Here is a 20194-nt window from a genome sequence, read left to right on the forward strand (position 1 = left end):
TATTTGTGTAGCAAAGGTATTATATGCATCGTCTAATTTTGCGGCAGATGAATCACATTAAAAATAGATCGGTATGAAAAAGCTTTATGTATTAGTGTTCGCGGCATTGGCCGCATTCCTTGCAACATCTTGTAAAGAGGACTTTGACCCGAATTATCCGGCAGACAATATCGAGTATGACGGAAGCCGCCGGATATTGGTCGCTTATTTTTCGCAGACAGGAAATACAGAACGCCTTGCCAACCAGATTGTAGCGGCGACAGGTGCAGACGTATACCGTATCCAGCCTTCCGAGCCGTATGCCAGCAATCCTTATGATGACAGTGGCCGTATCCAAAACGAATCGTATGATGACCTCCGTCCGGGAGTAGCCAATTTGCCCGACAATGTAGAAGATTATGATGTCATTCTGGTCGGTTCGCCCATCTGGTGGCATAATCCGGCCATGGTGGTCTGTACTTTCCTGGAAAGTTATGACCTGAGCGGGAAGATTATTGTCCCGTTCTTTACATACGGTTCGACTGAATATTTGCAGCAGTCTATCGACAAGATACATGAGGTAACGCCCTCGTCTGTTCATTTGCGCACTTACTCCGGTGGCAGTGTGGAAGAATGGCTGCGTGGGATACATATCATACAGTAGCATCCGAATGTGGCGTTAGCGCAGAAGACCGGATCCGTTGTTGCAAACGGTTTGGATAAAGATGCGTGATTTTTTGTAATCCGGCAAATTCTTCGTACCTTTGCGCCCGATAGAAAAGCGAACATTCATTTGTGATGAGAGTGCGGAAAACAGATTGAAGCCTCTCCGTGTATTCTAGAACACCACGTAAAAAACAGGAGCGATGAAAAAAGAAAATACCGTGTCAGTGCCTTTTATGGTTTTGGGCATTGTCTTTTGTGTCTGCCTCGTGGCAGCGAATCTTTTGGAAACCAAAGTCGTGCAGCTGGGTCCGGTTGCCGTGACCGCCGGATTGCTGGTCTTTCCCATTTCTTATATTATCAATGACTGCATAGCCGAAGTGTGGGGCTTCCGCAAGGCACGTCTGATCATCTGGATGGGTTTTCTGATGAACTTTCTGGTGGTCGCATTGGGCCAGATTGCCGTGGCTCTTCCTGCCGCTCCGTTCTGGGAGGGCGAAGAAGGCTTCAACTTTGTGTTCGGCATGGCTCCCCGCATTGCCGCAGCCAGTCTGCTGGCTTTCCTTGTCGGCTCGTTCATGAACGCATACGTGATGAGCCGTATGAAAGTGGCTTCGCATGGCAAACATTTTTCTCTGCGTGCTGTCCTGTCTACTTTGGCCGGAGAAAGCGCCGACTCGCTGATCTTTTTCCCGCTGGCGTTCGGCGGACTGATGCCGCTCGAGGAGCTGGGCCGCATGATGCTGGTTCAGGTGGTGCTGAAAACGCTTTATGAAGTCATTATCCTGCCCGTGACTGTCCGTGTGGTCAACTATGTGAAGCGGGTGGACGGAAGCGATGTCTACGACGAACATATCTCTTACAACATATTGAAGATTAAAGAAATTTGACGCTTATGAATCATGATGCAGCATTGGTGGTGTTCAGCGGCGGGCAGGACTCCACTACCTGCCTGTTTTGGGCGAAGAAACACTTCAGAAAAGTATATGCCTTGAGCTTCATTTACGGCCAGAAACACGAAAAGGAGGTGGAACTGGCGCGTGCGATAGCGGAAAAGGCGGGTGTGGACTTTCATGCGATGGACGTTTCCTTTATCGGCCGTCTTGGGAAGAACTCGCTGACGGATACTTCCATCAGGATGGATGAGGAAAAGCCGCAGGACTCGTATCCGAACACTTTCGTGCCCGGACGCAACCTGTTTTTCCTGAGCATAGCGGCTGTATATGCCCGCGAACTGGGAGTCTGCCATCTGGTGACCGGTGTGTCCCAGACTGATTTCAGCGGTTATCCCGACTGCCGGGACTCATTCATCAAGTCGCTCAACGTCACGCTCAATCTTGCGATGGACGAGCAGTTCGTTATCCATACGCCGCTGATGTGGATTGACAAGGAGCAGACGTGGGCGCTGGCCGATGAACTGGGGGTGCTGGATATCGTGCGCAACGAAACGCTTACCTGCTACAACGGCATTCCGGGCGACGGCTGCGGGCATTGTCCGGCTTGCAGGCTGCGCCGGGAAGGGCTGGAGAAGTATTTGGCCTCTAAGAAATAGGGCGCGGGATGCGTATCTGAAACGTGTGTCCGTGCGGATAAAATCTCTGTCTTCAGACTGAAGAAAGGGATGGTACATATTTAAAAGTTTATGATTGTATGGAAAGAAAAGACGAACTGACCCTTTTGGGAAACAAAAATACGGTTTATAAGCAGGACTATGCGCCGGAGGTGCTTGAGGCGTTTGTCAACAAGCATCCCGGCAACGACTACTGGGTGCGTTTCAACTGTCCGGAATTTACGAGCCTCTGTCCGATCACGGGACAGCCGGATTTTGCGGAAATCCGCATCAGTTATCTGCCCGACGTGAAGATGGTGGAGAGCAAGAGCCTGAAGCTTTATCTGTTCAGCTTCCGCAACCATGGAGATTTTCATGAAGATTGCGTGAACATCATCATGAAGGATCTGATTAAGCTTATGGATCCGAAATACATTGAAGTGACGGGCATCTTTACCCCGCGTGGAGGCATCTCCATTTATCCGTATTGCAACTACGGACGTCCCGGCACGAAATACGAAGAGCTGGCCGAATACAGGATGAAGAACCACGACCTGTAACGGCTGCGGCCTTGCATCCGGCAGAGGGCTGCCGGCGGCGGTCAGGAAAGTTCCAGTCCGAACTCTTTCTGCAGTTTCAGCAGGCTTGGGTTTTTTTCGCTCATTATCTTGAACTTTTCCGGCTGGCTGTAGGCGCGGACGGTTTCGCCGGCTTCGCTGACACGTACCGTCATTTTGATTTTCCGGTTATGCAGCTGGCCTTGCAGGTAGTTCTCTATCTGCGGGGCAAGTTTCTGCATGTTTTTCTGCACCATTTCGTTGTCTACCACCACTTCAAACGTGCTTTGGTCTTTCAGCAGTTTGGGGTGCATGTTTTTCATGCGGCCGGCATTGGCAGCTTCTTCTTGCGGCAGCTTGTTCGTGAAATCCTTCCAGTAATAGTTCAAGTCTTTTTCATTGAAGATATAGTCTTCCCACGTATCCGCAACCGGTGCGCTGCTGGCGGTTTGCGCGGGGCGCGTTTCGCCGGATGCCTGCTGTGCCTGCGCTGTACGCTTGATTGAGGTGCTCAGGCTTTCCGCTTTCATCAGCGGTATCTTTTTCCCCGGCTGAGGCTTCGGAATGGGATTGGGGCGGGCGGCTGCCGTTGCCGGAGCTGCCTGCACCTCCTGCGCTTTCGGCTGGTATACGGGAGTCGGCTGTTGCAAGGTTGCGGCATATCCCGATTGTTGGGCGGCTGCCGGCTGGGGGGGTGCTGTTTCTGCCTGGCTGTTGTTGAATACGGGAGAAATCTTCTTGGGGACACTTTGTTCGGTTTCCGCAGAATTGCTCGCCGGTGCAGTGAGCTGGGCAAGCTGTATCAGTGCCAGTTCTACGAGCAGTCGCTTGTTCTTGCTCTGGCGGTAGTTCAGGTCGCAGTCGTTGCTGATTTTCATGGCCTTGTACAGAAACTGCGGAGAGCATTTCTGAGCCTGCGTCTGGTATCGCTCGCGTATGGATGCCCCCACCTCCAGCAGCTTCAGCGTAGAGGCGTCCCGGCTCACCAGCAGGTCGCGGAAGTGCGAGCTTAATCCCGTGATGAAGTGGTTTCCGTCGAAGCCTTTTTGCAGGATGTCGTTGAATATCAGCAGACAGTCGGTCACCTCGTTTTCAAGCAGGCAGTCTGTCAGGCGGAAATAATATTCGTAGTCCAGCACATTCAGGTTTTCTATGACGCTGTTGTATGTGATATGCCCGTTTGTAAAGCTGACCACCTGGTCGAAGATAGACAGCGCGTCGCGCATGCCTCCGTCGGCTTTTTGCGCGATGACGTTCAGTGCTTCCGGCTCAGCGTCGATGTGCTCTTTTCTGGCCACATCCTCCAGGTGCTCGGCAATGTCTGCAACATTGATGCGGTTGAAGTCGTATATCTGGCACCGGCTCAAGATCGTGGGCAGAATCTTGTGCTTTTCCGTTGTGGCGAGGATGAATATCGCATGCTGCGGCGGCTCTTCCAGTGTTTTCAGGAAAGCGTTGAAGGCCGCTGTCGAAAGCATGTGCACCTCGTCGATGATGTACACTTTATACCTTCCGATCTGCGGCGGTATGCGCACCTGTTCAATCAGGCTTCTGATGTCCTCAACCGAGTTGTTTGAGGCAGCATCCAGCTCGTGGATGTTGTACGAGCGCTGTTCGTTGAATGCGAGGCACGATTCGCATTCGTTGCATGCCTCTCCGTCTTCAGTCGGATGGAGGCAGTTGATGGTTTTTGCAAAGATGCGTGCGCAGGTGGTTTTCCCCACTCCTCTCGGTCCGCAGAAAAGGTAGGCGTGTGCCAGCTTCTGTGTTGCTATGGCATTTTTCAGAGTGGTGGTCAATGCGCGCTGACCTACTACGGTGTCGAATGTTGCGGGGCGGTATTTTCGTGCTGATACGATATAGTTTTCCATCTGCTGCATTTTTGTTTGTTCATGCAAATGTACGCAAAATCTTTTTCTTTTGCATGGGGTTGCTTTGAAATAATGCGTATCTTTGTCTTTGTTAATTCAATTGAGTTTATGAACAAGCTTTCTGTGATATGGTCGTTTATCGGGCGGCATAAGTATTGGGTGGTTACCGTCATTTTCCTTTTGATTATCGGTGTGTTCGACGAGAACAGCCTGATCCGGCGTTTCGAGCACCGGCGGGAGATTCATGCGCTGAAGACAGAAATAGAACGCTACCGCCAGCGGTATGAGGAGGACAGCAAGATGCTGAAAGAGATTACGGGCAATAAAGACGCTTTGGAAAAAGTGGCCCGCGAGCGTTATCTGATGAAGCAGGAGAACGAAGACATATTTGTTTTTCAAAAAGATACAGAAAAGGAATGAGTGCGAAAGTAGCAGATACAGTGGCGTTTTGCGGAACGCTGGTTTTGTTTGCGGGACTGGCGTTGCAGTTCTTCAAGTTTGAGTGTGCTCCGTATGTCTATTTGCTGGGAGCCGTGCTGTTTGCCTATGTGCAGGTGGTGGTTTCGGGCTATTCGGGCACCAACGTAATGATAAAGCGTTTGCGCCGCCAGCAGATTCTGGGTGCGATGCTGCTGATATTGACAGGTGTGGTGATGCTGCTGTGGCATCGCAACGAGTGGATTGTGTGTCTGGCCGTTTCCGCTGTACTGGAGCTGTATACGGCTTTCCGCATACCCCAGGAAGAGGCAAAAGAAAAAAAGAACAGCCGATGAAAGAAAAATACTGGAAATACTCGCTGATCATCTTCATCATCGGACTGGGCTATATCCTTTTCCGGCAGGCTGAGCCTTTCATGAATGGAATTCTGGGAGGCTTCACTTTGTATCTGCTGCTCCGGAACTTTACGTTCTGGCTTCAGAAGAAGATGAACCATACGCTGGCTGTGTGGCTGGTGACCATCGGCGTGTCGCTTTTTATCCTGATTCCCCTGTCGTTGTTCATCTGGATACTTGTCGGTCAGATTTCCAAGATGCACTTTGACACGGAAGCCATAATCCGGCCGGCCATGAAGGTGATCGACTTCATCAAGATCAATACGGGCTTCGATCTGCTTTCAGAAAAGTCCCTTTCGTTCATCGTTTCCCAGGCATCCTCCATCGGACAGTCCGTCATGTCGGGCGTGAGCGATTTGTTTGTGAATCTGGGCGTTGCCATCATGCTTCTGTTCTTCATGCTTTTGGAGGGGAGGCAGATGGAGCATTATGTGTCGTCGCTGCTGCCTTTCGAAGAGCAGAACAAGCGTGAGGTGTTGGGGAAGGTGGAGCTGATGGTGCGTTCAAACGCCATAGGCATCCCTTTGCTGGCAGTCATTCAGGGCGTCATTTCATTCGGCGGCTATCTTCTCAGCGGTGCGCCCAATCCGGTTCTGAGCGCGATGCTGACGGCTTTCGCTTCAATCATTCCGATTGTGGGCACGGCTTTGGTCTGGATTCCCATCACGGTCTATTTCCTGGTGGTGAGCGACTGGGTCAGTGCAGTGGTTATGCTGGCGTATGGCGGCATCGTCATTTCTCAGTGCGACAACCTGATCCGCTTCATTCTGCAGAAAAAGATGGCAAACGTGCATCCGCTGATCACGATTTTCGGAGTGGTGGCAGGCTTGCCGCTGTTCGGTTTCATGGGAGTGATTTTCGGGCCTTTGCTCGTTTCCCTGTTCCTGCTGTTCCTCGACATGTTCCGCAAGGAGTATCTTATGGATGAGTAGAGGGGGAGGGGCGTGCCTTGTCCGGCTATCCGTTTGTCAGGCTCTCATCGAGGAACTGCAAGATTTGCGCATGGCTGTCGGGATGAAACCAGCGGATGTCGGGATCACGCTTGAACCATGTCATCTGCTTGCGTGAATAGATTCGCGAGTTCTGCTTTATCTTCTCCACCGCAAAGTCAAGGGTCCATTCCCCGTTGAGATACTTGAAGAGTTCTTTGTAGCCTACCGTGTTCAGCGAATTCAGGTGCCTGTAGGGGTAGACCCGTTTGGCTTCTTCCAGCAGGCCCTCCTCCATCATCAGGTCTACGCGGCGGTTGATCCGCTCGTAAAGTTCTTCACGCTCGCGCTTGAGCCCGATCTTTATGATGTTGAACGGGCGTTCCTTCTGCGTCTGCGTGCGGAACGAGGTATAGGTCTTTCCTGTCATGTAGCAGATTTCCAGCGCATGGATCACCCGCTTCGGGTTTTTCAGGTCTGCAATCCTGTAGTATTCCGGGTCCAGCAGCTTCAGTTCGCTGCACAGCCTTTCAAGCCCTTCCGTTTCATAGCGTCGGAGCATCAGTTCGCGTGTTTCCTTGTCTACGGTTGGGATGTCGTCTATACCTTTGCAAACAGCGTCGACATACATCATTGACCCGCCCGTCATCAGTTGTACCGGGTTTTGCTTGAAAAGCGATTCCAGCTCTTTCATCACCTCGGCTTCATATCGGGCTGCGCTGTAGTAGTCTGTCAGTTGCAGTGTTCCTACAAAATAATGCCTGGCCCTTTGCAGTTGTTCGGGCGTAGGAGCTGCCGTTCCGATTTTCAGGTCGGCATATAGCTGGCGTGAGTCGGAAGAGATGACTGATGTATGGTATCTTTCCGCAATCGATAGGCTCAGTTCTGTTTTTCCTACTCCGGTCGGACCGACCAGCACGATTAATGTAGATTGTTTGTCCATTGGCTCTAAACGACACAAGGGTGTGTCATTGATGTACATTACATCCTTTGACGCACCCTTGTGTTTCTGTGAATGATTTTGATTAATATTTGTCGTCGTATGGATTTTCGTTGTCCATTCCGTATCCTTCCTGATCAAAGTCTTCCATGTCGTATTCTTCATCTCCATAAAAGTTCTCGTCAAGGTCGAGTGCGCTGTTCGTATTCATCTGTTCGTCAAAGTCGATAATCTGTTGGGGCGCTTCGCCGGACTTGCGCGAGCATACGGCTTTGTCCAGATCCTTTCCGGTGATTATTTCAGAGAGCTCGATGAAGAACACACGTTCCGACAGCGGGTCGAACACATAGAGCATTTTCTGCTTTTCGTCTTCGAGCAGTTCGCTCAGTCTGGTATCCTTCATGACGTAGGTGTCTTCTTCTGAAGAGCTTTGTCCCATGTCTTCCAGTGTGATTTCCGTTTCCTTTTCCCAGTCGTCGTCGCAGATAAAGAAAGAAGTCATCTGGTCATCTTTATAGCCCGTGCATTTCAATATCGCTTCGTGCAAGTCGTAAAATGTGGCTTCAGAGTCGATTTTGATTTCTCTCAGAAAATCATCGGCTTCATCGGATATGATTCTAAATTTATATACCATTGTCTTGTCCTTTCATTTTTAGTCAATTGTGTAAGATAATATGCTGTTATCGGATGATTCCACGTTGCGAACCCTCGACAAAAGAAATGATGTATTCGATTTCCTTGCTCATCGGGACTTCTTTGCGTACCTGTTCCAGGGCTTCCGAAACGATTTTTCCGCTGTTGTAGATGATTCGGTAGGCGTTATGGATGTTTTCGATCAGCTCGTTCGAAAAGTTCCGCCGGCGCAGTCCCACAATGTTTATTCCGCAATAGGCGATGGGGTCGCGTCCTGCGATGATGAAAGGAGGTATGTCCTTGCTGAACCGGCATCCGCCCTGAATCATCACATATCCTCCCACACGGCAGAACTGGTGCATGAGCACACCTCCGCTCACGATAGCGTTGTCGTCGATGATGACTTCTCCCGCCATTTTTGTGGAGTTTCCCACGATGCATCCGCTTCCTACCCACACGTCGTGCGCCACGTGTACCCCTTCCATAAGCAGGTTGTTGTTGCCCACGATTGTCTTTCCTTTAGCTGCAGTTCCCCGGTTGATTGTTACATTTTCTCTGATTGTATTGTTGTCGCCTATTTCGGCCGTGGTTTCTTCCCCATGAAACTTCAAGTCCTGAGGAATGGCGCCAATGACGGCTCCCGGGAAAATCCGGTTTCCGTTGCCAATGCGTGAACCGTAGAGTATGTTTGCATTAGGCATGATTACGTTATTGTCGCCTATCACTACGTTCTTGTCAATAAACACGAATGGTCCGATTTCTACGTTTTCTCCGATTTGTGCATCCGGGTCTATATATGCAAGTGGACTTATCATATCTTTATTTGTTTTTTACGATTTGTGCCATAAACTCAGCTTCGCAGACGATTCTTTCGCCTACGAAAACATATCCTTTCATTGTGGAGATTCCGCGGCGGATAGGTGCCATCAGCTCCACGCGGAAAATCAGCGTATCGCCGGGAACTACTTTCTGCCGGAACTTCACGTTGTCTATTTTGAGGAAGTAAGTTGAATATTTTTCAGGCTCGTCTACGGAGTTGAGCACCAGCAGTCCTCCCACTTGCGCCATTGCTTCGATCTGCAAGACACCCGGCATGACCGGTTCCTGCGGGAAATGTCCCTGGAAGAACGGTTCGTTGGAAGTTACGTTCTTTACTCCGATGATGTAGTTGGCTCCTATTCCGATCACCTTGTCTACCAGCTGGAACGGGTAGCGGTGCGGAAGAAGTTCCCGGATGCGGTTCACATCCATCAGCGGAGCCTCATTGCAGTTGTAGACCGGAGCCTGTATCTCGTGCTGGCGGATTTCCTTCCGCATCTGGCGGGCAAACTTGTTGTTGATGGTATGTCCCGGGCGGGTTGCGATGATGCGTCCTTTGATAGGCTTCCCGATCAGCGCCATGTCGCCGATGATGTCAAGCAGTTTGTGGCGCGCCGGTTCGTTGGGCCATACCAGAGGCACGTGGTTGATATATCCCAGATGGCTGGCATCCATGTGGGGCACTCCCATGACATCTGCCAGCTTGTCGAAGTTCTCCTGCGTCATCTGCTTTTCGTAGATTACGATGGCGTTGTCCAGATCCCCTCCCTTGATGAGTCCCGCGTTGAGCAGCGGCTCGATTTCGCGGACGAACACGAATGTGCGCGCCGAAGCGATTTCGGCGGGAAATTCTTCCATGTTCTCCAATGTGGCATACTGGTTTGTCAGAATCTTCGAATCATACGAGATGAGCGTGTCTACGCTGAACTTGTCGTCAGGCAGCACGATGATTGACGAACCGTTTTGTTCGTCCCTGAACTCTATCTTGGATTTGATGATATAATAGTCTTTGGGAGCTGTCTGCTCTTCGATTCCCACCCGTTTGATACATTCAACATAGGCTTTGGCACTTCCGTCCAGAATCGGTATTTCCGGGCCGTCCACCTGTATCAGACAGTTGTCGATGCCGGCTGCATAGAGTGCGGCCAGCGCGTGTTCTACCGTGCTGACTTTTATCCCATTCTTGGCCAAAACCGTTCCTCGGGTGGTGTCCACTACATTTTCGGCAACTGCGTCAATGATCGGTTGGTCATCAAGGTCGATGCGTTGAATCTTATACCCGTGGTGTTCGGGAGCAGGATTAAACGTAACGGTAAGTTTCACTCCCGTGTGAAGCCCTTTGCCGTTCAGTGAGAAGCTGCCTTTTAATGTTTGTTGTTTCAACATGGGTCTTATTTATTTAGTTGTTTTTTCAATTCTTCGATTTCTTTCTGAAGGCGTCCCAGCTCTACGTACATGTCAGGAAGTTTCTTGTAGATGGCGGCAGAGCGTGCGAAAAGTTTCGGGTCGATGGCTGGGTATCCCATCAGTGTCTGCCCCGGTTTTGTATTTCCGGGTATGCCGGACTGTGCCCCCACCGTTACATGGTCGCCCACTTTGATGTGTCCTGCGATTCCCACCTGGCCGGCAAACACACACCATTCTCCTATTTTTGCCGAGCCTGCGATGCCGGTCTGTGAAGCGATAGCCGTATGGCTTCCTATTTCCACGTTGTGTGCGATCTGTATAAGATTGTCCAGCTTTACGCCCGAGTGTACGATGGTGGCGCCCATGGTGGCACGGTCGACGCATGTGTTGGCTCCGATTTCCACATTGTCTTCAATGACAGTGATTCCGATCTGGGGGATCTTTTCATAGCCTTCCGGTGTGGGAGCGAATCCGAAGCCGTCTGCTCCTACGACCGCTCCGGCGTGCAGGATACAGTTGTTCCCGATGCGGCAGTCGTGATAGATTGTCACATTGGGATATAATATGGTGTTTGCTCCCACTTTTGCGTGACAGCCTACGGTTACATGCGGGTGGATATAGGAGTTGTCGCCGATTTCCGCGCCTTCTTCGATGCAGGCGAAAGGTCCGATATATACATTGCTGCCGATTTTTGTGTTTTCGGCGATGGAGGCCAGCGGGCTGATGCCGCTTTTCTTGGGCATGCTCTGTTCGTATAGAGTCATCAGCTTGGCCAGGCTGTCATAGGCGTTTGCTGTCTTTATGAGCGTGGCCTTGATTTCGTGCTCTGCGCAGAAATCGTTGTTCACCAGTACGATTGACGACTGTGTACTATATATATAATGTGTATATTTCGGATTGGAAAGGAACGACAAGGCCCCCGGCACACCCTCTTCTATCTTTGCGAAGGTATGCACTTTGGCATTTTCATCTCCTATGATTGTTCCTCCGATGTATTCCGCAATCTGTTTCGCTGAGAACTCCATAATTATCGTCTTTTGTTCCTTGGTTTTCTTATTTCGGTTGCCTGTAATGTTGCAGTACAAAGCATACTTACTACTTAATTATGCAAATTAAATATTTTTTTTTTACATAGCCGTCGAAAAAGTCAGTTATTTGCAGATGCCCCCCCTTAATTTCTTGCGACTGGCTGCCCGGAGATTCTGAGTGACAACGTGTACTGCTTCCTCACGTATCAAAAAGAAGGATTCCGGGCAGGCCCGTTTCAGCATATGTTTTTGAGCTGTTCTTCCATCTGCATCTGCACTTTGTGTGCCTCTTTGCCGGCGGTTTCCGCAAAGCTTTCCGTCTTGTCGGCATAGATGATGGCACGGCTGGAGTTCACGATCAGCCCGCATTCGGGTGTCATGCCGTATTTGCATACTTCCTCAAGCGAGCCGCCTTGCGCGCCGATTCCCGGAACCAGCAGGAAGTGGCTGGGAACGATCTTGCGGATGTCTTCGAACATGCGTCCCTGTGTGGCTCCCACCACGTACATCATGTTCTCGTCGTTCGCCCATTCCTGCGATTTGCGGAGCACTTTCTCAAACAGGCGTTCGCCGTCCTTGTCTTCCGTGAGCTGGAAGTCGTGCGAGCCTTTGTTAGATGTCAGGGCCAGCAGGATAACCCATTTGCCTTTGTAGGTGAGGAACGGGGTTACGCTGTCTTCGCCCATGTAGGGGGCAACGGTTACGGAGTCGATGTCGAGTTCCTCGAAGAAGGTGCGCGCATACATGGCGGACGTATTTCCGATGTCACCCCGCTTTGCGTCGGCGATGATGAACTGGTCGGGATAGTTTGATTTGATGTACTGCACCGTTTTCTCGAATGCGATCCAGCCCTTTACGCCCATGCTTTCGTAGAAGGCGAGGTTCGGCTTGTAGGCGATGCAGTAGGGTGCGGTTGCATCTATGATGGCTTTGTTGAAGGCGAAGATGGGATCTTCCTCTTTCAGCAGGTGTTCCGGAATTTTCTTGATGTCGGTGTCCAGTCCCACACAGAGGAATGATTTCTTGCGCTTGATGTTTTCAAAGAGTTGTTGTTTGTTCATATCGGTTTGTTTTGATGGTTATTTCATGAATAGGTAGCCGCTCAGTCGGAGGGAAGGCCCGCTGCCCTGTTTCGGATCATAGCAGAAATAAGTTATATAGAACACATGGTTCCCCGACTTGCTGTTGATTCGGGGCGGAGGAATGTTTCCGGACTCTTCTTTCTTGTCCCATTCTTCCAGCGTCTTGATGTCTATGGATATGGAGTCTTCGGAGTTTTCGATCCATCTGTTTAAAGGGACGGCCAATGTTCCTGTCCGGCATTCCTCTGCGGAGAAGAAGAATGTATCCTGGCTGTCCCCGATGAACCGTGTATATCCTTCGGGTATTTCCATCGGTTTCGTTTCATCGAACGAACAGACGAGCAGGTGCGATCTTTCGGATGCGGTTTCTACCTTGTCGTAGAAGTACACATCCTCTGCCACAATGTCGCGGATACTTTCCCGTCCGAAGGTGTGCCGCATGTAGGCGAGCTTGTCGTTTACATCCGTTGCGGTTTCTCTGGGAAGCGTGTTCAGCCACTCCTCGTACTGGCGGTTTGAAAATGGCAGCTTGTCTTTGTCCACTTGTGCCGTCAGCTGTTCGATGTCGTGCCGCAAAGTCCGGCGAGTTATGCTGGCAAAGTTCACCGGCAAAGCGGAAGTCAGCAGAAAGGTGGCTGCGAAGGAAATCGGAATCCAGTTGATGCGTCTGGCCCGGGTGACGAACAGTCCGATGCACACCGCATAGCACCACGCGTTGAAGGTGGCGAGATACAGGCGGTTGACGGTAATTCCGTAGTCATTGAGCCGGCGTACGATGCCCACGCTCATGAGGACGAGCAGAGGCAGGACAAGCACCGGAAGCCAGCGGGCGATGCGTTCGTCCCATCTGCCGGACAATGCCATGCGGGTAGGGTAGATGCTGAATTCGATTGCGATGCATCCCGTCATGAGGGCCGTGACCAGCCACGACACCCACCCGTCGGGCAGTTCCCAGCTGATCAGTATCTTTGCGGCATATACATACAGCACCAGCAGGTAGGCTCCGGTGAGCGGCAGAAAAAGATAGTGCGCCGCCGTGTTCAGGAAACTCCGGACAAGCGGCTTGCGGTCGTGCTTGGCCTCTCCTTTCGGCAGGAGTCCCAAAAACAGCATCATGGCGAGCAGTACGTTGCAGAGAATGAGGATATAGCCGTATCCTTTGGGCTTAATATCCAGGTTGAAGAGCTGGTGCAGGGAGAACAGCAGCAGGCAGATGCCTCCGCTCATGATGCTTCCCATGACGTTGGCCGTGACGAACGAGCCGAGGCTTGACAGGGCGAAGTTCCAGCTCGGCACGTCATTCTTCTCCCGGAAGAACGAAAGGAAGAACACCGAAAGCCCCAGAGCCAGTATGGCGGCAGCGTGGGCGATGATGATTTCCGTCCACGACTGTTCCGGCGACAGCGTGTAAAGAAAGAACGTGTCGGCCAGCAGAAGCAGGTGTCCGGTCAGGTGCGTGACGGCCTTGGCCGCTTTCCGCTTTATCTCCTCGCTCCACAGATGGAGAGTGAGCGAAAGCAGGGTTCCTACGGAGAAGTAGTAGCTGATGGTGTAGAACAGCTTGTCGTCCGGCACCTTTCCGTCGGATGCGCACAGATAAATCAGGTGTCCGGTCAGGGCAAACACGAAGCATACTGTGACCGGGAAGCGTTTCAGGCAATTCTGAAACGCTTCCGCTATGGTGTAAACCGCTTTTTCGATAAAGTTACTTGCCATGTCTTCAGGTAATTAAAGAGCCTCTCCAGCCCCTCCCGGAAGAGAGGCTTGTCCGGATCAGACACTTGGGGTTATAGTTCGCTTTCCTTCAGCCTTTCGGCATTTTCGGCCACAATCAGATGGTCGATGCAGTCCTGTATGTCACCGTCCATGAAAGCGGCCAGGTTGTAGATGGTGTAGTTGATGCGGTGGTCGGTGATGCGTCCCTGCGGATAGTTGTAGGTGCGTATCTTTGCCGACCGGTCGCCCGTGCTCACCATTGTCTTGCGTTTCGATGCGATGTCGTCGATATATTTCTGGTGTTCCTTGTCGTAGATGAAAGTGCGCAGACGCGCCAGCGCGCGCTCCTTGTTTTTCGGCTGGTCGCGTGTTTCGGTACACTCGATCAGAATTTCTTCCGTTGCGCCCGTGTTCGGGTTCTTCCAGTTGTATCGCAGGCGGACACCCGATTCCACTTTGTTCACGTTCTGTCCTCCGGCTCCGCTGCTTCGGAACGTATCCCACTTGATTTCCCCCTCGTTGATTTCCACATCGAAAGGTTCCGCTTCGGGCAATACCGCTACCGATGCGGCCGACGTATGCACGCGTCCCTGCGTTTCGGTGGCCGGCACGCGCTGCACGCGGTGTACGCCCGACTCGTATTTCAGCGTTCCGTAAACTTTTTCGCCCGTCACCGAGCAGATGATTTCCTTGAATCCTCCGGACGCTCCTTCGCTTGCGCTCGACACCTCCAGTTTCCAGCCCTTCGATTCGCAGTATTTCGAGTACATGCGGAACAGGTCGCCGGCAAAGATGGCGGCTTCGTCCCCTCCCGTTCCTCCGCGGATTTCCAGGATGGCGTTGCGGTCATCCTGCGGGTCGGCAGGGATAAGGAGGAGCTTGATTTCTTCTTCCAGTTCCGGAAGGCGCGCTTCGCACCGGGCCGCTTCCTCGCGTGCCATTTCCTTCATTTCCGGATCGCTCTCGTTCATCATGGCCTTGGCTTCTTCCAGCCCGTTGAGGCATTGCACGTATTCCTTGCGTGCCTTCATGATGTCGTTCAGGTCCTTGTATTCCTTGGTCAGCTTCACGTACCGTTTCTGGTCGGAAATGACGGAAGGGTCGGTTATCAGGGTCGAAACCTCTTCGAAGCGGGAAACCAGTCCCTCCAGTTTTTCCAGTAATGTATTGTTTCCTGTCATTTTCTTCAATAAATATCAATGAGCCAAAAAGCTATCGTCACCAGCAGTATGATTGCGGCATAGAAGAGCCGCCCTGCCGTTGTCCGGAAAGGCTTTATGTCGAACATGTAGACGCTGACGGCATATCCCGCCAGACCGCACGGAAGCACGAGAGCCAACGACTTCAGGAAGGGACTTCCCAGCCAGTCGGCAACGATGCTCAGTCCTACCCCCACCACGAGGATGGCCAATGCGACATATACTCCTGCCGGACGTTTCTTTCCTTCCATTTTACTCATACCTGAACTCCCCGAACTCGCTGCGGATAATCAGTTCCTTGCGTTCGCTTTCTTCGATGCGGCCCACGATCTGCGCGTCGATGTTGAACGATTTCGAGATGGCGATGACCTCTTCGGCGTGTTCCGGCGAGAGATAGACTTCCAGCCGGTGTCCCATATTGAACACCTTGTACATTTCGTCCCAGTCCGTTCCGCTCTGCTCCTTGATGGTGCGGAAGAGAGGAGGAACCGGGAAAAGATTGTCCTTCACCACGCGGCAGTTCTCGCCCACAAAGTGGAGCACCTTGGTCTGCGCGCCTCCCGAGCAATGCACCATTCCGTGAATCTGCGGGCGGAGCGCATCGAGCAGCTTCTTCACCACCGGCGCATAGGTGCGTGTGGGAGAGAGCACCAGCTTGCCTGCGTCGACGGGCGATCCTTCCACGGCGTCGGTCAGTTTCAGGCCTCCGCTGTACACCAGTTCTTCGGGCACGGCATGGTCGTAGCTTTCCGGATATTTCGCGGCCAGGTATTTGGCGAACACGTCGTGCCGTGCGCTGGTCAGTCCGTTGCTTCCCATTCCTCCGTTGTATTCCTTTTCGTAAGTGGCCTGTCCGTAAGAAGCCAGTCCCACGATTACGTCGCCCGGGCGGATGTTGGCGTTGTCGATCACGTCGGCGCGCTTCATGCGGCAGGTCACGGTAGAGTCAACGATGATGGTGCGCACCAGGTCGCCCACGTCGGCTGTTTCTCCTCCCGTGGCATAGACTCCCACACCCATTTCGCGGAGTTCGGCAAGCAGTTCGTCGGTTCCGTTGATGATGGCCGAGATGACCTCTCCCGGCACCAGCAGTTTGTTGCGTCCGATGGTGGACGAAACCAGGATGTTGTCGACGGCTCCCACGCAGAGCAGGTCATCGATGTTCATGATCAGCGCGTCTTGCGCGATGCCTTTCCACACCGACAGGTCGCCTGTTTCTTTCCAGTACAGGTAGGCCAGCGAAGATTTCGTGCCGGCTCCGTCGGCGTGCATGATGTTGCAGTATTCGGGATCTCCTCCCAGTATGTCAGGGATGATTTTGCAGAATGCTTTCGGAAAAATGCCTTTGTCAATGTTCTTGATGGCGTTGTGCACATCCTCTTTCGATGCGGATACGCCGCGTTGCATGTATCGTTGGTTGCTCATGAGTATATGATATTATATTTATAATCATTTGAATGTGCAAATTTAGCGATAATTCCGCTTTTTCCCATAAATTATCGGATATAAGTAGATGTTGGGAATCAGTTTATACAAAATTTTGCACACTTGCTTATTGTTGTCTGGTGTATACGCCGACAAGCGTGACCGTGCCGTCAGGAGCAAGCAGGCTGAAGCGGAAGAGCCCGGGCTTCAGTCTGGCCGGAATGTCTTTTGCCGGATCTGTGGTCCGGAAAAGCTCGATGCCGGTTGCATCGCTCACGATTAGCGTATATCCTTCGGGCACGTCCGGAATGTTTTCGCCGAATATTTCCGGCGTGTTTTCGTCCTTCCGGTTGAAGGCAGACGGCGCGCTTTCGTTCCCGAAGCGGTCGACGGCCGTCACCGCCCAGTAGACCTTTTGCTGCCAGGGGAGAGAAGGGGTATAGGCGAACCGGCAACTGTCCGTGCGTGCGGATATCAGGTTTTCCGGGTTGTCCGTATCTACCGGGCAGGAGTTCGATGCGTAGATCCGGTAATAGATGCCGGCTTGCGTGTTGTCGGACGAAGGGTTCCATTGCATGCGGATGCTCTTTCCGCTGAGGGCGATTTGCGTTCCTGCGGGACTGCTTGGGGCGACTGAGTCTGCCCACGTCATCGGAGGCACTACGGCCGGGCAGGCATAGAAGTGCTGTTTCAGCAGGTCAAGCAGGCCCTTCGTGTTGTCGAGCAGGTATTTGTTGCGGAAGTAAGCCTGTCCGTCCAGTCCGATTCCCCGCGTGAAGAAAATCTGGCGCGTGATTTCGCCGATGCTCCAGTCCTGTTCTCCCGGATGGAGGAAGTAGATGCCCAGTCCGGGCACGATCCACCGCCCGTGCCTGTTCTCCTTCCAGTCGAGCGCGAACGGGTAGAACTGGTTCTTCCGGAAGTACATCATGGGGAACAGCGCGTCGTGGATGCCTTCTTCCAGCCAGCCTTGCGCATCCTGATATACCGTGCCGTATGCGTTCCATCCGTGCGACGAATACCGGCTTGTGTCGTCGTATTTTCCTATGGGCGAGCTGCTTACCTTTACCCAAGGCTTCAGCTTCTTGACCTCGGTGTATATGCTCCGCACGATGCGTGTGATGTTGTCGCGCCTCCATTGCCTGAGTTCCTTTCCGCGTCCGTATTTGCGGTAAGTGTCTTTGTCCGGAAACTTTTCGCCCTGTTCCGGATAGCGGATGTAGTCCAGATGGATGCCGTCCACATCGTATCTGGTCACGATTTCTTTGGCTATCCGTGTCAGATAGTCGGCTGTTCCCGGATTTCCGGGGTCGAGATACCAGCTTCCGTTGAAGAACTTGCAGAGTCCGGGCTGCTTTTTCACCACGCTGTTCTTGTGCAGGCTTACCTGGCGTTTGTTTCCTATCGGGATGCAGACAATCCAGGCGTGAAGTTCCAGCCCTCTTTTGTGGCATTCTTCAACGGCAAACCGGAGCGGGTCGTATCCCGGATTCTGTTCCGTATGTCCGGTCAGGCATTCGGCAAAAGGCTCTATCTGCGAGGGATAAACCACGTCCCCTCTCAGCCGCGTCTGGAAGAGCACGGTGTTGAAGTTCGCTTCCTTCAGCGCGTCCAGCCGGGCAGAAAGTTCCGCTTTCTGCGCAGCGGTTGCGGATGCGGACACGGCCTTCTGGCGCGGCCAGTCCATCCCTCCCAGGGTGGCCAGCCATACGGCTCTGATTTCGTGTTTGGGCTGAGGGGCGAAGGCTGCCGCATGCAGGCACACGAGTGCCGCCAGCAGGGTGAGCAGGCTTCTTCCCAATGCCGGGATTCCGGCATTCCGTCTGTTGTTGCTGTTTTTTCTTTTCATGTCCGTATCGTTTATGCGTTGGATCAGCAAAGATACAAAGTATTCTGTATTTTTATTGTTTCTGATTCATTTTGTGATTTTTCAGATAATTCATACTTTTGCTTCCGTTTAGTTGAGGAACTTTAAAAATGAAAAAGAAACTTGTCTTATGGGTAGCTTTTGCCGCCGTTGCGTTCGGGGCGCAGGCCCAGAAAAAGAATTTCAGTTATAAGTTTTACGGCCAGGTACGCACTGACCTGTTTTATAACAGCCGTTCCAATTCGGAAACCGTGGACGGACTGTTCTATATGTATCCGAAGGATGTGGCTCCCGATGCGCGCGGGGAGGACCTGAACGCCAAGCCCGACGGCAATTTCTATACGCTGTATTCGCGCCTCGGGGTAGACGTGGCCGGTCCGATGCTGGGCAAGGCGAAGACTTCCGCCAAGCTGGAAGTGGATTTCCGCGGTTCCGGAACTACTTATTCGCTTGTCCGTATCCGCCATGCCTACTTCAATTTCGACTGGGGCAAGTCGGCCCTCCGCGTGGGGCAGTACTGGCATCCGCTTTACGGCGACGTGGCTCCGGAGATACTGAACCTGAACATGGGCGCGCCCTACCAGCCTTTCAGCCGCGCTCCGCAGGTGCGCTACCGCTATACATCGAAGCACTTCGTGTTTACCGCGGCCGCGGTATGGCAGATGCAGTATCTGTCGGTCGGACCAGCATCAAACAAGGCGGGAGAAACTTCTACGGCAAAGAGCCAGAATTATATCAAGAACAGTTGCGTGCCGGAGTTTTATGCGGGCATGGACTACAAGAATCCGAACTTGCTGCTCGGGGCAGGCGTGCATGTGTCGTCCGTCACTCCCCGTGTCCAGTCGGAAACGTCGGGCGGTGTCTATAAAGTGAGCGAGCGTGTGACGGGCGTGTCGGGCGAAGCTCATCTGAAGTATACGCGCGACCGGCTGATGATTGCTGCCAAGAGCGTGCTGAGCACCAATCTGACACAAACCAGCACCGTGGGCGGATATGGCGTGAAATCTGTCGACCCGCAGACGGGCGAGCAGGAGTATGCTCCGTTGCGCGTGTCGCATACGTGGGTGAACGTGATGTACGGAAAGACATTCCGCGGCGGCGTGTTTGCCGGTTATCTGAAGAACCTCGGGGCGTCGGATAAGGTGGCGAACCTTATCGGCACCGGGACCGATCTTGACCAGCTGAATACGTTGGGGGCAGAACTGACTTATAACCGTCCGAACTGGAAGTTCGGCGTAGAATATACGTGGACGGGAGCCTGGTATGGCGACAACAATGCCAAGGGGCGGATTGTCGACACGCATCTGGTGAAGAACAACCGTGTCGTGTTTACGGCGCTGTTCCAGTTCTGAGCCTGTCCGGCGCTTCTCTGCACGGGTGAAAAAAGATGACGGGACATTTTTTTTATCTTTCCCGTCATTCTGATTGAAATGAGCCGTCAGGTCACTTGGGCTGACGGCTCATTTTGTTACACATCGCTTGTGATGTTATTTAATTAAATACGTGGTTTATTTAACTTAAAAATGGGTAGGGAACCACGAAAGTCACACTTAACTTTTTGTGAATCAAATATTTGTGAAGATAAGGGAACCACGAACGGGACCACGAAGGTCAAATTACACCTTATATATAAATAAAAAATAAAGAAAGAAACCCTTACCCTTTATTTTTTGATTTGTTGGCGAACTTGATTTGCG

General features: G+C 52.1%; 20 protein-coding genes. 8 read left to right on the top strand and 12 right to left on the bottom strand.

Annotation, left to right across the window (positions count from 1 at the left end):
- Positions 1–73: 73 nt before the first annotated feature.
- From QUW60_RS04330 to queF, 4 genes are all read left to right on the top strand, one after another.
- On the top strand, positions 74–643 hold the full coding sequence (locus QUW60_RS04330; RefSeq protein ID WP_289558688.1) for a flavodoxin: 570 nt from the start codon (positions 74–76) through the stop codon (positions 641–643).
- Positions 644–845: 202 nt separating this feature from the next.
- Positions 846–1532: a queuosine precursor transporter gene (locus tag QUW60_RS04335; protein ID WP_258337772.1), complete on the top strand. Its 687-nt coding sequence runs from the start codon at positions 846–848 to the stop codon at positions 1530–1532.
- Positions 1533–1537: 5 nt separating this feature from the next.
- The gene (gene queC / locus QUW60_RS04340; protein ID WP_258337771.1) at positions 1538–2194 is read left to right on the top strand and encodes a 7-cyano-7-deazaguanine synthase QueC; all 657 of its coding nucleotides are present in this window, start codon (positions 1538–1540) and stop codon (positions 2192–2194) included.
- Between the two features lie 98 nt (positions 2195–2292).
- A complete protein-coding gene (gene queF / locus QUW60_RS04345) occupies positions 2293–2751 on the top strand; it encodes a preQ(1) synthase (protein WP_258337770.1) in 459 nt (152 codons plus the stop codon).
- A gap of 41 nt (positions 2752–2792) precedes the next feature.
- On the opposite strand, the gene QUW60_RS04350 is transcribed toward queF, so the two are convergent.
- On the bottom strand, positions 2793–4619 hold the full coding sequence (locus QUW60_RS04350; protein ID WP_289558689.1) for a DNA polymerase III subunit gamma/tau: 1827 nt from the start codon (positions 4617–4619) through the stop codon (positions 2793–2795).
- 108 nt (positions 4620–4727) lie between these two features.
- Here QUW60_RS04350 and QUW60_RS04355 point away from each other — a divergent pair, with 108 nt between their 5' ends.
- The 3 genes from QUW60_RS04355 to QUW60_RS04365 are packed head-to-tail and all read left to right on the top strand — an operon-like array spanning position 4728 to position 6384.
- Positions 4728–5039 carry an FtsB family cell division protein gene (locus tag QUW60_RS04355; RefSeq protein WP_258337768.1) on the top strand — a complete coding sequence of 104 codons (312 nt, stop codon included), beginning with the start codon at positions 4728–4730 and terminating at the stop codon, positions 5037–5039.
- Positions 5036–5392: a hypothetical protein gene (locus tag QUW60_RS04360; protein WP_289558690.1), complete on the top strand. Its 357-nt coding sequence runs from the start codon at positions 5036–5038 to the stop codon at positions 5390–5392. Before QUW60_RS04355 ends, QUW60_RS04360 begins: the two co-directional genes overlap by 4 nt.
- Complete coding sequence (locus QUW60_RS04365) at positions 5389–6384, top strand: AI-2E family transporter (protein WP_258337766.1); 996 nt, start codon at positions 5389–5391, stop codon at positions 6382–6384. The genes QUW60_RS04360 and QUW60_RS04365 overlap by 4 nt, the downstream gene beginning before the upstream one ends.
- Positions 6385–6409: 25 nt before the next feature.
- Here QUW60_RS04365 and miaA read toward each other — a convergent pair whose 3' ends face one another.
- From miaA to QUW60_RS04420, 11 genes are all read right to left on the bottom strand, one after another.
- Positions 6410–7324, bottom strand: coding sequence for a tRNA (adenosine(37)-N6)-dimethylallyltransferase MiaA (gene miaA, locus QUW60_RS04370; protein ID WP_289558691.1), 915 nt, complete (start codon positions 7322–7324; stop codon positions 6410–6412).
- Positions 7325–7406: 82 nt separating this feature from the next.
- Entirely contained in the window at positions 7407–7955 is a 549-nt protein-coding gene (locus tag QUW60_RS04375; protein WP_258337764.1) for an IS1096 element passenger TnpR family protein, read from the bottom strand.
- 46 nt (positions 7956–8001) lie between these two features.
- The gene (gene lpxA / locus QUW60_RS04380) at positions 8002–8769 is read right to left on the bottom strand and encodes an acyl-ACP--UDP-N-acetylglucosamine O-acyltransferase (RefSeq protein WP_289558693.1); all 768 of its coding nucleotides are present in this window, start codon (positions 8767–8769) and stop codon (positions 8002–8004) included.
- Between the two features lie 4 nt (positions 8770–8773).
- Positions 8774–10159 (bottom strand): bifunctional UDP-3-O-[3-hydroxymyristoyl] N-acetylglucosamine deacetylase/3-hydroxyacyl-ACP dehydratase, encoded by a 1386-nt coding sequence (locus QUW60_RS04385; protein WP_258337762.1) that lies wholly within the window; start codon positions 10157–10159, stop codon positions 8774–8776.
- A gap of 5 nt (positions 10160–10164) precedes the next feature.
- Positions 10165–11205 carry a UDP-3-O-(3-hydroxymyristoyl)glucosamine N-acyltransferase gene (gene lpxD, locus QUW60_RS04390; protein WP_289558695.1) on the bottom strand — a complete coding sequence of 347 codons (1041 nt, stop codon included), beginning with the start codon at positions 11203–11205 and terminating at the stop codon, positions 10165–10167.
- 239 nt (positions 11206–11444) lie between these two features.
- Positions 11445–12269 carry an orotidine-5'-phosphate decarboxylase gene (pyrF, locus tag QUW60_RS04395; RefSeq protein ID WP_289558697.1) on the bottom strand — a complete coding sequence of 275 codons (825 nt, stop codon included), beginning with the start codon at positions 12267–12269 and terminating at the stop codon, positions 11445–11447.
- Between the two features lie 18 nt (positions 12270–12287).
- Positions 12288–14006, bottom strand: coding sequence for a DUF4153 domain-containing protein (locus QUW60_RS04400; RefSeq protein ID WP_289558699.1), 1719 nt, complete (start codon positions 14004–14006; stop codon positions 12288–12290).
- Positions 14007–14077: 71 nt separating this feature from the next.
- Positions 14078–15187 carry a peptide chain release factor 1 gene (prfA, locus tag QUW60_RS04405; RefSeq protein ID WP_258337758.1) on the bottom strand — a complete coding sequence of 370 codons (1110 nt, stop codon included), beginning with the start codon at positions 15185–15187 and terminating at the stop codon, positions 14078–14080.
- Positions 15188–15192: 5 nt separating this feature from the next.
- Entirely contained in the window at positions 15193–15465 is a 273-nt protein-coding gene (locus tag QUW60_RS04410) for a hypothetical protein (protein WP_258337757.1), read from the bottom strand.
- The gene (locus QUW60_RS04415) at positions 15458–16630 is read right to left on the bottom strand and encodes an AIR synthase-related protein (RefSeq protein ID WP_258337756.1); all 1173 of its coding nucleotides are present in this window, start codon (positions 16628–16630) and stop codon (positions 15458–15460) included. Before QUW60_RS04415 ends, QUW60_RS04410 begins: the two co-directional genes overlap by 8 nt.
- 127 nt (positions 16631–16757) lie before the next feature.
- A complete protein-coding gene (locus tag QUW60_RS04420) occupies positions 16758–18431 on the bottom strand; it encodes a glycoside hydrolase family 10-like protein (RefSeq protein WP_434736843.1) in 1674 nt (557 codons plus the stop codon).
- A 176-nt stretch (positions 18432–18607) separates the two neighbouring features.
- Between QUW60_RS04420 and QUW60_RS04425 the strand changes: the two genes are divergently transcribed.
- On the top strand, positions 18608–19849 hold the full coding sequence (locus tag QUW60_RS04425) for a hypothetical protein (protein ID WP_289558705.1): 1242 nt from the start codon (positions 18608–18610) through the stop codon (positions 19847–19849).
- Positions 19850–20194: the final 345 nt, after the last annotated feature.

The sequence above is a fragment of the Bacteroides gallinaceum genome, assembly GCF_030373775.1.
In the GTDB taxonomy this organism is placed as follows: Bacteria; Bacteroidota; Bacteroidia; order Bacteroidales; family Bacteroidaceae; genus Phocaeicola; species Phocaeicola excrementipullorum.

Bases quoted from the DNA above. Each gene is read 5' to 3' on its own strand.
- QUW60_RS04330 (WP_289558688.1), top strand. From the start codon at position 74: ATGAAAAAGCTTTATGTATTAGTGTTCGCGGCATTGGCCGCATTCCTT.
- QUW60_RS04335 (WP_258337772.1), top strand. From the start codon at position 846: ATGAAAAAAGAAAATACCGTGTCAGTGCCTTTTATGGTTTTGGGCATT.
- queC (WP_258337771.1), top strand. From the start codon at position 1,538: ATGAATCATGATGCAGCATTGGTGGTGTTCAGCGGCGGGCAGGACTCC.
- queF (WP_258337770.1), top strand. From the start codon at position 2,293: ATGGAAAGAAAAGACGAACTGACCCTTTTGGGAAACAAAAATACGGTT.
- QUW60_RS04350 (WP_289558689.1), bottom strand. From the start codon at position 4,619: ATGGAAAACTATATCGTATCAGCACGAAAATACCGCCCCGCAACATTC.
- QUW60_RS04355 (WP_258337768.1), top strand. From the start codon at position 4,728: ATGAACAAGCTTTCTGTGATATGGTCGTTTATCGGGCGGCATAAGTAT.
- QUW60_RS04360 (WP_289558690.1), top strand. From the start codon at position 5,036: ATGAGTGCGAAAGTAGCAGATACAGTGGCGTTTTGCGGAACGCTGGTT.
- QUW60_RS04365 (WP_258337766.1), top strand. From the start codon at position 5,389: ATGAAAGAAAAATACTGGAAATACTCGCTGATCATCTTCATCATCGGA.
- miaA (WP_289558691.1), bottom strand. From the start codon at position 7,324: ATGGACAAACAATCTACATTAATCGTGCTGGTCGGTCCGACCGGAGTA.
- QUW60_RS04375 (WP_258337764.1), bottom strand. From the start codon at position 7,955: ATGGTATATAAATTTAGAATCATATCCGATGAAGCCGATGATTTTCTG.
- lpxA (WP_289558693.1), bottom strand. From the start codon at position 8,769: ATGATAAGTCCACTTGCATATATAGACCCGGATGCACAAATCGGAGAA.
- QUW60_RS04385 (WP_258337762.1), bottom strand. From the start codon at position 10,159: ATGTTGAAACAACAAACATTAAAAGGCAGCTTCTCACTGAACGGCAAA.
- lpxD (WP_289558695.1), bottom strand. From the start codon at position 11,205: ATGGAGTTCTCAGCGAAACAGATTGCGGAATACATCGGAGGAACAATC.
- pyrF (WP_289558697.1), bottom strand. From the start codon at position 12,269: ATGAACAAACAACAACTCTTTGAAAACATCAAGCGCAAGAAATCATTC.
- QUW60_RS04400 (WP_289558699.1), bottom strand. From the start codon at position 14,006: ATGGCAAGTAACTTTATCGAAAAAGCGGTTTACACCATAGCGGAAGCG.
- prfA (WP_258337758.1), bottom strand. From the start codon at position 15,187: ATGACAGGAAACAATACATTACTGGAAAAACTGGAGGGACTGGTTTCC.
- QUW60_RS04410 (WP_258337757.1), bottom strand. From the start codon at position 15,465: ATGAGTAAAATGGAAGGAAAGAAACGTCCGGCAGGAGTATATGTCGCA.
- QUW60_RS04415 (WP_258337756.1), bottom strand. From the start codon at position 16,630: ATGAGCAACCAACGATACATGCAACGCGGCGTATCCGCATCGAAAGAG.
- QUW60_RS04425 (WP_289558705.1), top strand. From the start codon at position 18,608: ATGAAAAAGAAACTTGTCTTATGGGTAGCTTTTGCCGCCGTTGCGTTC.